The sequence below is a fragment of the Dokdonella sp. genome, from assembly GCF_039926425.1.
GTDB lineage: Bacteria > Pseudomonadota > Gammaproteobacteria > Xanthomonadales > Rhodanobacteraceae > Dokdonella_A.
This window is the reverse complement of the sequence record NZ_JBDSWZ010000300.1, coordinates 1-6,577: the sequence shown is the minus strand read 5'-3', so window position 1 is coordinate 6,577 and position 6,577 is coordinate 1. Positions and strand designations below refer to the sequence as shown.

The window sequence follows — 6,577 nt, the reverse complement described above, 5'->3', positions numbered from 1 at the left end:
AGTACGGGGCGACCTCCATCGCGGGGTCGCTCCAACGCAACGCGGATCGACCCATGGACCTGAAAAGTGGTTACCCCTACTGGATCGTCAACAGCGGCCTGTTGAATCGATTTCCCGTGTTGCGAGGCAAGCACGCGTGCGATGTACTCGTGGTCGGCGCCGGAATCACCGGCGCATTGATTGCCGAGAGACTGTCGCGCGAAGGCATGCATGTCAGCGTGATCGATCGTCGTGATGCGGGCTGGGGCAGCACGTCGGCAAGCACCGGATTGCTGCAGTACGAGATCGATGTCGAGCTGCAGGAGATGGCCGAGCGCTACGGCGAAGACGATGCCGTGCTGGCGTACCGCAGCTGCGCCGACGCCATACCAAAGCTGCTGCGATTGGCGCGAAGCGTTCGCGGTGTCGATATCCGCCCGATGCAGAGCCTCTATTACGCCAGTCACTGGTACCACCGTTCGCGCTTGTTGTCCGAAGCCGAGATGCGGCGCAAGAACGGCTTCAAGCTCGACGTGCTGGATACGCCGACGTTGCAGAAGCGGTTTGGCTTCGATGCGCCGGTTGCCTTGCTGACCCCGCTTGCGGCGGAGATCGATCCATACCAGATGGCGCATGCGTTGCTTGCACGCGTCGTTCGCCGCGGCGGACAGGTGTTTGATCGCACCGCGATGGCGGAGTTCAAGCCGGTGCGTGGCGGTGTCGCTGTCACACTCGGGGACGGCAGCATGATCCGCTGCAAGAACCTGATTCTCGCAGCCGGGTATGAGAGCGAGCAGTATCTGGACGAAAAGGTCGCAGACAACCGCAGCAGCTATGCGTTCGTCAGCGATCCGGTCGAAGGAGGTCTCGGACCCTTGAAAGATTGCATGGTGTGGGAGTCGGCGCGCCCCTATCTTTACGCGCGCACCACGGCGGACGGTCGCGTGATGGTGGGTGGCGAGGATGACGCCGTCGACATCCCTCTCAAACGCGACGCGCTGCTCGGTCGCAAGTCGAAGAAATTGTTTGCGAAGATGACCGCGCTGTTCCCGAACCTGGACATTCGCCCGGCGTTTTCCTGGGCGGGAACGTTCGCGGAAACGGAGGATGGCCTGCCATTCTTCGGCCCCCACGACCAGCACGGCCCGCGCGTGCACTTCGCGATGGCTTACGGGGGCAACGGCATCACCTACAGCCAGATCGGTTCCGAATTGCTCTGCGCGCATTTGCAGGGACGCTCCCACCCTTGCGCGTCGCTCTTCTCGTTCGACCGAATGACGCGTTGAGAACGACACACGATTCGCTTGCACGTGGTTGACGCCCACGTGCGTGCCGCGAACCGGAAATGCGTTGAGGTCAGGGCACAGTCATGCGTCGTCCAGCAAGGTGGTGGATGTCGCGCGCCATGGTGCGCATCGCTTGGCCTTTGGAGACTCGACGTGCAAACCCTCTACACAATGCCGCTTCGGTACCATCCTTCGATGGAACATGCCGAGCCTGACGAGAACGCGACGTTCGAGGAGATGGCAGACACCCTGAGGTCCATTTCAAAGAAGACCCTGGCCGACGGTGGGCACGGCTTGCGCAGCGTGCACGCAAAGAGCCAAGGTCTGTTGAAGGGTGAGTTGAGCGTTCTTCCGCAACTTCCCGAAGCGCTTGCGCAGGGCATATTTTCGGAACCGCGAACGATGGATGTGGTGATGCGCCTGTCGACCACACCCGGCGACCTGCTCGACGACAAGGTGTCGACGCCTCGCGGAATGGGCGTCAAGGTGCTCGATGTGCAGGGCGAGCGTCTTCCCGGTGCACACGCCGAACGCACGCAGGATCTGGTGATGATCAATGGCCCCGCGTTCGGGACATCCAACGCGAAGGCATTTCTGAAAAATCTCAAACTGCTCGCGCCAACGACGGACAAGGCAGAGGGCCTGAAAAAGGCGCTCTCCGCTGTTCTTCGCGGCCTCGAAAAAGTGGTCGAGGCGGCCGGCGGAGAAAGCGGAACGTTGAAAAGTCTCGGAGGCCATCCGCTCACACACATTCTTGGCGAAATCTTCTACACGCAGGTGCCCGTTCTTTACGGCCCCTACATCGCGAAGTTTCAGCTGGTTCCGGTTTCCCCGAATCTTCTCGCGCTGAAGGGAGAGGTGCTCGACCTGCACGAGCATCCGAATGGCATCCGCGACGCTGTCGTGGCGTTCTTCGATCAGAACGATGCGGAGTGGGAGCTGCGGGTGCAGCTGTGCACGGATCTGCCATCGATGCCGATCGAGGACGCGGCGGTGCGCTGGCCTGAGGAAAAGAGCCCATTCATCGCCGTTGCGCGCCTCCATGTGCCGAGACAGATTGCGTGGAGCGACAGCGAATCGCCACGCCAGGAAGACCGTCTGTTTTTCAATCCCTGGCATTGCATCGCAGCTCACCGCCCGGTCGGCTCGATCATGAGGGCGCGAAAGGTGGCGTACGACGCGTCAGCGAAGTTTCGGGCAGCGGCCAATCTGGTCGACATCAGCGAGACAACCGCGTGAGTGGGCCGACACGCCGCGTCGCGCTTCCCGTTTCGCTCGCGTTGGCCTGAGGAAAAACCGGCATGGCGAAGCAAGCATCCGAAAGCCGGACGGTCGTCATCATTGCGCTGGTCGGCAATGCGGGAATTGCATGCGCCAAATTCATCGCCGCCAGCGTAACGGGAAGCTCAGCGATGCTCAGCGAGGGAGTCCATTCGCTGGCCGACACCGCCAACGAGCTGCTACTTCTGCACGGCCTGAAACGCGCGAGCGCGCCGGCAACCATCGAGCACCCGTACGGGCATGGTCGCGAAGTCTACTTCTGGAGTTTCATCGTCGCACTGCTGATTTTTGCGCTCGGTGCAGGCGTTTCGTTTTACCAGGGCGTGCATCGTCTCCTCACGCCGGAACCGGTCAGTCACGTGTGGGCGAACTTCGCCGTCCTTGGCGTCTCGTTTTTCTTCGAAGGCATTTCGTGGACGGCCGCACTACGCCGCGTCAAACGCACCAAGGGCAAACTCGGGTACCTCGCGGCGATCCGCAGCAGCAAGGATCCGACGGTGTTCACGGTGCTGCTGGAAGACACTGCAGCGCTGCTGGGGCTCATCGTTGCGTTTGCCGGCATCGGACTGGCCGCGGCGACCGGTCGCCCGGAATTCGACGCGGCGGCATCCATCGTGATTGCACTGGTGTTGTGTGTGACGTCCTTTCTGCTCGCGCGCGAAACGAAGGGGCTGCTGATTGGAGAGAGTGCTCTCCCGCAGGTTCAGCAATCATTGATGCGGATTGCCCGGGAGCATCCGGCGATCGCGCAATTGAATGGCGTCATCACCACGCAGCTCGGACCGGATCATGTGCTTGCTGCACTCAGTGCCGAGTTCGAGGACGCACTGACATCGCCAGACATTGAAGCATGCGTGGAGGAACTGGAAATCGCGTTCAAGAAGAGCCACCCCGAAATCGTGTCCGTTTTCATCAAGCCGCAGAAGCATTCCGTGTGGGCAGCGAGGAAGGCGAAACTCGGTGGTTCGAATGACGCGACAACAGACCCGCAGCGTGATCACGTGCCGATGGGTGGAACGACCTGAGCGGCCGCTCCACCGTCGTGCGTCAGCGCAGATCGACCTGCGCGACCTTGTCCTTGTAGTCACTCTTCGGATCCACGCCGAACAGCAGCTTGACGCCGGCAAGAATGCTCGATCCATTCAACCAGATCTCCGCCTGCTCTGCGTCGAGGCGCAGCAGTGCGAGCTTCGGATCGTCCTTGCCACCCGGGTACCACGCGGCGACATGCGCGTTCCACAGGCGGTCGATCGTCGCGCGATCGTTGTCGACGCTGAGCTTGCCATGCACGCTTGCGAACAGATCATGACCCTTGCCGGTGAACGCGGCAATTGCACGGTCCGCGCCACCAAGGGACTGCACAAGCGCATTGTCCTTTGAGGTGAAGAACCAGATCGGGCTGCGCTCATTCTCGAACTGTGCAGTCATCGGCCGCACGTGGCCGTCTTCCTTTCCGTCGATACCGAGCATCATCGTTCGCTGCGACGCGAGTTCACTCCAGAATTTCGTTTCCATTTCCTGGGGGGTGGGCATTGGGGGTTCTCCATGGGCGGGAAGCGGCCATCATTCGATGGATCAATCCCGAGTATTGAGGACCAATGCCGCAGTGGAGGTGAATGCGATGCGCGCGTTGTAAGCCGTCCTTCAGATGTGCCAGTGCCGCGCGTCGCTGTCCGGCTGCGCGTTCGCGCGTGTCACCTGTTGCCCGTTCGTTTCGTTGCACGTTTCGCGGCCGCGAGTTCCACCCAGGTCGGCGCATGATCGCTTGCCTTTGGTTCCGCCCGAACCCAGCGGTCGACTCCGGCCTTTTTCAAGCGTGCTGCAAGCTGGGGGTTGAGCAGCAGATGGTCGATCCGCAGGCCGGAATCGGTTTCCCAATGGTGGCGAAAATAATCCCAGTAGGTGTAGATCGCCTCATCCGGATGCAGATGGCGCACAGAATCGATCCATCCTTGTGCGAGCAGGCGTTCGAAGCACGCGCGGCTCTCAGGCTGCAACAGCGCGTCTTTCCGCCAGGACCGCGTGTTGTAGATGTCGAAGTCGGTCGGAATGACATTGAAGTCGCCCGCGAGGGCGACCGGATGACCGCATGAATACAACGCTTCGGCGTGCCGGATCAGTCGTTCGAACCACGCAAGCTTGTAGTCGAACTTGGGCCCCGGTTGCGGATTTCCGTTGGGCAGATACAGGCACGCCACCATGATGCCGTTCACGGCGGCCTCGAGATATCGGCTCTGTGTATCGTCAGGGTCGCCCGGCAGGCGACGTCGGCTTTCTACCGGTTGCGCGCCTTTTGCAAGGATCGCGACGCCGTTCCACGCCGATTGTCCTGCCCACAGCGCCCCGTAACCCGCGTGGTCGAGAGCGTCGACGGGAAACGCCGTATCGGGGGCCTTCAGCTCCTGAAGGCATACGATGTCGGGGGATTCGCGCTCCAGCCAGTCCAGCAGATTGGGAAGGCGGGAGCGGATACCGTTGATGTTGAACGTCGCAAGCCTCATTGTCTCCACCCGTAGCGACCACCAAACGGAGCAAACCATGACCAAACTCGACAAGCCGATCCGCCGCGAACTGGCCATTGGCGACAAGACCTACACCATCACGATCGATCCCGCCGGCGTCAAGGTGGTGGAAAAGGGACGGCGCAACGGCATTTCGCTGTCGTGGGCCGATATGGTGTCTGGCGATGCCGGCGTTGCCGCGGCGTTGCAGGGCTCGGTCGAGAAATAAGTCTCAAGCTGCTCGTCGTCATCGAGCAATTGCGGATCACCGGCCAGGCACGTCTCGACGGCCTGGCCTGCGTGTTTGCTCGTTCCCATCGATTGCTTCACCGATGCGGGCTCCTACGGCGGTCAGTTTCGCCACGGAGACGCGCGCAATTCGATCCAAGGATATTTGCCCACGACGCATTCCATCAGTGCTGCGTCAGGTTCGTGTGCATCCTGTAGAGACTGGCGGATGACGGACGGAACTTCGCTGAACACGACAGTTCGGTTCGAATCAAATGACACCGTCAATTCCTGTCTTGAACAATCATAGGACATCGACTGGATCTTTCCGGGCGAATCCATGAAGAGCATCTCGTGCAACGCCGCGTCGCAGGTGCGCCGCTTTGGCAGGCCGCGAGAATAGGCGCGCGCGCCTGAACCCAAGGCGTCGACGAGACGTGATACGAGACGTGACACGAGGCTTGATACGAGGCATCGCCGACGCAGCCATTTCATCGCGCATGCACTGTTGCACGTCTCCCGGAATGAGAGGCAGAAACCTACGGCCCGGCGAACGGTCATCGATCGACGAGCGTTCATCGGCGAGCAGGGTAGAAGCCGTTAGTTTCACTGCGTGCGGCGATCGCCGCTGCTGCAATTCCAATCGATCGGGATCAGTTCCTGCGGGAGCAACGTTGAAGCGTTCCAAGTTTTTCGGAATCGCCCGATGCCAACCAGCGCACGATCTGCAGCACGCAAAATCGCCGGGAAAATCCCATCATCGAAACCGGAAACGCCTTGGACGGATTGGACGTCACCAGGCATCCGGAACCACGCGGAGCAGGCAAATCATGGATGCACTTTTCATTGGAGGGCCCCGCGACGGGGTCGTGGAGAAATGGCCGTCAGATCTCGAGGCACGCACGGTCGAGGCGACCGTTCTTGATGAGGGGTACACCATCTCGAGCCTTGTGACGGGTCAGGGCGATGGGGATGTGCTGGAGAGGATTTATCGGCACTCGACACTCACCGACGACCAATACCGGACGATGCTGGTCGAGGAGTTGGAGAAGCGGACGAATACTCCACCAGGGAGTCTGGCGACCGGCGCGCTGGAATGATTGTGCGACCGGCGGGCGCTCCCGCAGAGCGCTTCATGCGTCGAACACGTCACTCCAGCCGCGAGGGTCGATGCCGGCCTTTGCCAGCATCGCGTCGAGCGCGTCGTTGACATACATCCATCCTTCGGGACCCGCAAGATCCTCGATGAGGCTCGCGCGCTCACAGAAGAGTCGCCAGAATTCCGAGCTTTGACCATGCCTC

The 6,577-nt window shown here is 61.0% G+C and carries 8 protein-coding genes; 5 read left to right on the top strand and 3 right to left on the bottom strand.

The window, feature by feature from the left end; all coding sequences use genetic code 11:
* Positions 1–53: 53 nt before the first annotated feature.
* The 3 genes from ABIV12_RS16835 to ABIV12_RS16825 all read left to right on the top strand — a co-directional run bounded on the left by ABIV12_RS16835 (position 54) and on the right by ABIV12_RS16825 (position 3,571).
* Positions 54–1,265 carry an FAD-dependent oxidoreductase gene (locus ABIV12_RS16835; RefSeq protein ID WP_348061480.1) on the top strand — a complete coding sequence of 404 codons (1,212 nt, stop codon included), beginning with the start codon at positions 54–56 and terminating at the stop codon, positions 1,263–1,265.
* Between the two features lie 171 nt (positions 1,266–1,436).
* Positions 1,437–2,504, top strand: a complete 1,068-nt coding sequence (locus ABIV12_RS16830; protein WP_348061478.1) for a catalase family protein — start codon at positions 1,437–1,439, stop codon at positions 2,502–2,504.
* Between the two features lie 62 nt (positions 2,505–2,566).
* On the top strand, positions 2,567–3,571 hold the full coding sequence (locus tag ABIV12_RS16825; protein WP_348061476.1) for a cation diffusion facilitator family transporter: 1,005 nt from the start codon (positions 2,567–2,569) through the stop codon (positions 3,569–3,571).
* 22 nt (positions 3,572–3,593) lie between these two features.
* Here ABIV12_RS16825 and ABIV12_RS16820 read toward each other — a convergent pair whose 3' ends face one another.
* Positions 3,594–4,079 carry a pyridoxamine 5'-phosphate oxidase family protein gene (locus ABIV12_RS16820; protein WP_348061474.1) on the bottom strand — a complete coding sequence of 162 codons (486 nt, stop codon included), beginning with the start codon at positions 4,077–4,079 and terminating at the stop codon, positions 3,594–3,596.
* 161 nt (positions 4,080–4,240) lie between these two features.
* Positions 4,241–5,047 (bottom strand): exodeoxyribonuclease III, encoded by an 807-nt coding sequence (locus ABIV12_RS16815; RefSeq protein WP_348061472.1) that lies wholly within the window; start codon positions 5,045–5,047, stop codon positions 4,241–4,243.
* A 37-nt stretch (positions 5,048–5,084) separates the two neighbouring features.
* Here ABIV12_RS16815 and ABIV12_RS16810 point away from each other — a divergent pair, with 37 nt between their 5' ends.
* On the top strand, positions 5,085–5,276 hold the full coding sequence (locus ABIV12_RS16810) for a hypothetical protein (RefSeq protein ID WP_348061470.1): 192 nt from the start codon (positions 5,085–5,087) through the stop codon (positions 5,274–5,276).
* Between the two features lie 122 nt (positions 5,277–5,398).
* On the opposite strand, the gene ABIV12_RS16805 is transcribed toward ABIV12_RS16810, so the two are convergent.
* On the bottom strand, positions 5,399–5,770 hold the full coding sequence (locus tag ABIV12_RS16805; protein ID WP_348061468.1) for a KTSC domain-containing protein: 372 nt from the start codon (positions 5,768–5,770) through the stop codon (positions 5,399–5,401).
* 335 nt (positions 5,771–6,105) lie between these two features.
* Here ABIV12_RS16805 and ABIV12_RS16800 point away from each other — a divergent pair, with 335 nt between their 5' ends.
* Positions 6,106–6,375 carry a hypothetical protein gene (locus tag ABIV12_RS16800; RefSeq protein ID WP_348061466.1) on the top strand — a complete coding sequence of 90 codons (270 nt, stop codon included), beginning with the start codon at positions 6,106–6,108 and terminating at the stop codon, positions 6,373–6,375.
* Positions 6,376–6,577 lie beyond the last annotated feature (202 nt).

What these genes read in the sequence shown, in the direction of transcription:
- ABIV12_RS16805 (WP_348061468.1), bottom strand. Translation starts at nt 5,770, where the DNA reads ATGAAATGGCTGCGTCGGCGATGCCTCGTATCAAGCCTCGTGTCACGT.
- ABIV12_RS16830 (WP_348061478.1), top strand. Translation starts at nt 1,437, where the DNA reads ATGCCGCTTCGGTACCATCCTTCGATGGAACATGCCGAGCCTGACGAG.
- ABIV12_RS16825 (WP_348061476.1), top strand. Translation starts at nt 2,567, where the DNA reads ATGGCGAAGCAAGCATCCGAAAGCCGGACGGTCGTCATCATTGCGCTG.
- ABIV12_RS16820 (WP_348061474.1), bottom strand. Translation starts at nt 4,079, where the DNA reads ATGCCCACCCCCCAGGAAATGGAAACGAAATTCTGGAGTGAACTCGCG.
- ABIV12_RS16800 (WP_348061466.1), top strand. Translation starts at nt 6,106, where the DNA reads ATGGATGCACTTTTCATTGGAGGGCCCCGCGACGGGGTCGTGGAGAAA.
- ABIV12_RS16835 (WP_348061480.1), top strand. Translation starts at nt 54, where the DNA reads ATGGACCTGAAAAGTGGTTACCCCTACTGGATCGTCAACAGCGGCCTG.
- ABIV12_RS16810 (WP_348061470.1), top strand. Translation starts at nt 5,085, where the DNA reads ATGACCAAACTCGACAAGCCGATCCGCCGCGAACTGGCCATTGGCGAC.
- ABIV12_RS16815 (WP_348061472.1), bottom strand. Translation starts at nt 5,047, where the DNA reads ATGAGGCTTGCGACGTTCAACATCAACGGTATCCGCTCCCGCCTTCCC.